The sequence below is a fragment of the Streptomyces litchfieldiae genome, assembly GCF_031845365.1.
GTDB classification, from domain to species: domain Bacteria; phylum Actinomycetota; class Actinomycetes; order Streptomycetales; family Streptomycetaceae; genus Streptomyces; species Streptomyces litchfieldiae.
The window spans coordinates 1-3,185 of the sequence record NZ_JAVREL010000049.1; the positions used below are offsets into that span (position 1 = coordinate 1).

1 rRNA gene is annotated in these 3,185 nt (G+C 57.3%); it reads right to left on the reverse strand.

Going from position 1 to position 3,185, the window contains the following annotated elements:
- Positions 1 to 24: 24 nt before the first annotated feature.
- A 23S ribosomal RNA gene (locus RM590_RS35280) occupies positions 25 to 3,132 on the reverse strand.
- Positions 3,133 to 3,185 lie beyond the last annotated feature (53 nt).

Below are 3,185 nucleotides of genomic sequence, written 5' to 3' on the forward strand. Positions count from 1 at the left end.
AATTCACAGTGGACGCGAGCATCTGAGGACAAGCCCTCGGCCTATTAGTACCGGTCAACTCCACCCATCACTGGGCTTCCATCTCCGGCCTATCAACCCCGTCGTCTCCAGGGAGCCTTACCCCATCAAGTGGGTGGGAGTCCTCATCTCGAAGCAGGCTTCCCGCTTAGATGCTTTCAGCGGTTATCCCTCCCGAACGTAGCCAACCAGCCATGCCCTTGGCAGAACAACTGGCACACCAGAGGTTCGTCCGTCCCGGTCCTCTCGTACTAGGGACAGCCCTTCTCAAGACTCCAACGCGCACAGCGGATAGGGACCGAACTGTCTCACGACGTTCTAAACCCAGCTCGCGTACCGCTTTAATGGGCGAACAGCCCAACCCTTGGGACCAACTCCAGCCCCAGGATGCGACGAGCCGACATCGAGGTGCCAAACCATCCCGTCGATACGGACTCTTGGGGAAGATCAGCCTGTTATCCCCGGGGTACCTTTTATCCGTTGAGCGACGGCGCTTCCACAAGCCACCGCCGGATCACTAGTCCCTGCTTTCGCACCTGCTCGACCCGCCAGTCTCACAGTCAAGCTCCCTTGTGCACTTACACTCACCACCTGATAACCAACCAGGCTGAGGGAACCTTTGGGCGCCTCCGTTACCCTTTAGGAGGCAACCGCCCCAGTTAAACTACCCACCAGACACTGTCCCCGATCCGGATCACGGACCCAGGTTAGACATCCAGCACGATCAGAGTGGTATTTCAACAACGACTCCACACCAGCTGGCGCCGGCGCTTCACAGTCTCCCACCTATCCTACACAAACCGAACCGAACACCAATATCAAGCTATAGTAAAGGTCCCGGGGTCTTTCCGTCCTGCTGCGCGAAACGAGCATCTTTACTCGTACTGCAATTTCACCGGGCCTATGGTTGAGACAGCCGAGAAGTCGTTACGCCATTCGTGCAGGTCGGAACTTACCCGACAAGGAATTTCGCTACCTTAGGATGGTTATAGTTACCACCGCCGTTTACTGGCGCTTAAGTTCCCAGCTTCGCCCCAAAGGAGCTAACCGGTCCCCTTAACGTTCCAGCACCGGGCAGGCGTCAGTCCGTATACATCGCCTTACAGCTTCGCACGGACCTGTGTTTTTAGTAAACAGTCGCTTCTCGCTGGTCTCTGCGGCCACCCCCAGCTCCGGCAGTAAATGCCATCACCAGAAGCGGCCCCCCTTCTCCCGAAGTTACGGGGGCAATTTGCCGAGTTCCTTAACCATAGTTCACCCGAACGCCTCGGTATACTCTACCTGACCACCTGAGTCGGTTTCGGGTACGGGCCACCATGAAACATCGCTAGAGGCTTTTCTCGACAGCATAGGATCATCCACTTCACCACAATCGGCTCGGCATCAGGCCTCACCCTTAATGTCGCACGGATTTACCTGCACGACGGGCCACACCCTTACCCCGGGAATAACCACCACCCGGGCTGGACTACCTTCCTGCGTCACCCCATCACTCACCTACTACCCCCTCGGGCCACCGGCTCCACCACTCTGGATCACCCCGAAAGGATCACCAGCGGCTTCACGGGCTTAGCATCAGGAGATTCAGCGCTGGCGCTTCACAGCGGGTACCGGAATATCAACCGGTTATCCATCGACTACGCCTGTCGGCCTCGCCTTAGGCCCCGACTTACCCTGGGCAGATCAACTTGACCCAGGAACCCTTAGTCAATCGGCGCACACGTTTCCCACGTGTGTATCGCTACTCATGCCTGCATTCTCACTCGCGAACCGTCCACAACACGCTTACGCGGCTGCTTCACCCGGCACACGACGCTCCCCTACCCACCACACAGAGTGCGGTGACACGACTTCGGCGGTGTACTTGAGCCCCGCTACATTATCGGCGCAGAATCACTCGACCAGTGAGCTATTACGCACTCTTTCAAGGATGGCTGCTTCTAAGCCAACCTCCTGGCTGTCTCTGCGACTCCACATCCTTTCCCACTTAGCACACGCTTAGGGGCCTTAGTCGATGCTCTGGGCTGTTTCCCTCTCGACCATGGAGCTTATCCCCCACAGTCTCACTGCCATGCTCAACTTGCCGGCATTCGGAGTTTGGCTAAGGTCAGTAACCCGGTAAGGCCCATCACCTACCCAGTGCTCTACCTCCGACAAGCAACACATGACGCTGCACCTAAATGCATTTCGGGGAGAACCAGCTATCACGGAGTCTGATTGGCCTTTCACCCCTAACCACAGGTCATCCCCCAGATTTTCAACTCTGGTGGGTTCGGGCCTCCACGCAGTCTTACCCACGCTTCACCCTGCCCATGGCTAGATCACCCCGCTTCGGGTCTAGGGCATGCTACTGAATCGCCCTCTTCGGACTCGCTTTCGCTACGGCTCCCCACCAACAGGTTAACCTCGCAACACACCGCAAACTCGCAGGCTCATTCTTCAAAAGGCACGCAGTCACGACACACCAGGACAAGTCCCGGCATGCGACGCTCCCACGGCTTGTAGGCACACGGTTTCAGGTACTCTTTCACTCCGCTCCCGCGGTACTTTTCACCATTCCCTCACGGTACTATCCACTATCGGTCACCAGGGAATATTTAGGCTTAACGGGTGGTCCCGCCAGATTCACACAGGATTCCTCGGGCCCTGTGCTACTTGGGAAACAGACAAGCAAGCCATCACGATTTCGTCTACGGGGGTCTTACCCTCTACGCCAGGCCTTTCGCATGCCCTTCGACTACCGCAATGGTTTCTGACTCACCCAGCCGCCGGCAGACGACTGAAGTCCACTCCCACAACCCCGCTCGCGCAACCCCTGCCGGGTATCACACACAAACGGTTTAGCCTCCTCCGGTTTCGCTCACCACTACTCCCGGAATCACGGTTGTTTTCTCTTCCTACGGGTACTGAGATGTTTCACTTCCCCGCGTTCCCTCCACACCGCCTATACATTCAGCGGCAGGTGACAGCCCATAACGACTGCCGGGTTTCCCCATTCGGACACCCCCGGATCACAGCTCGGTTGACAGCTCCCCGGGGCCTATCGCGGCCTCCCACGTCCTTCATCGGTTCCTGGTACCAAGGCATCCACCGTGCGCCCTTAAAAACTTGGCCACAGATGCTCGCGTCCACTGTGCAATTCTCAACCAACAAACGAAGACACACCA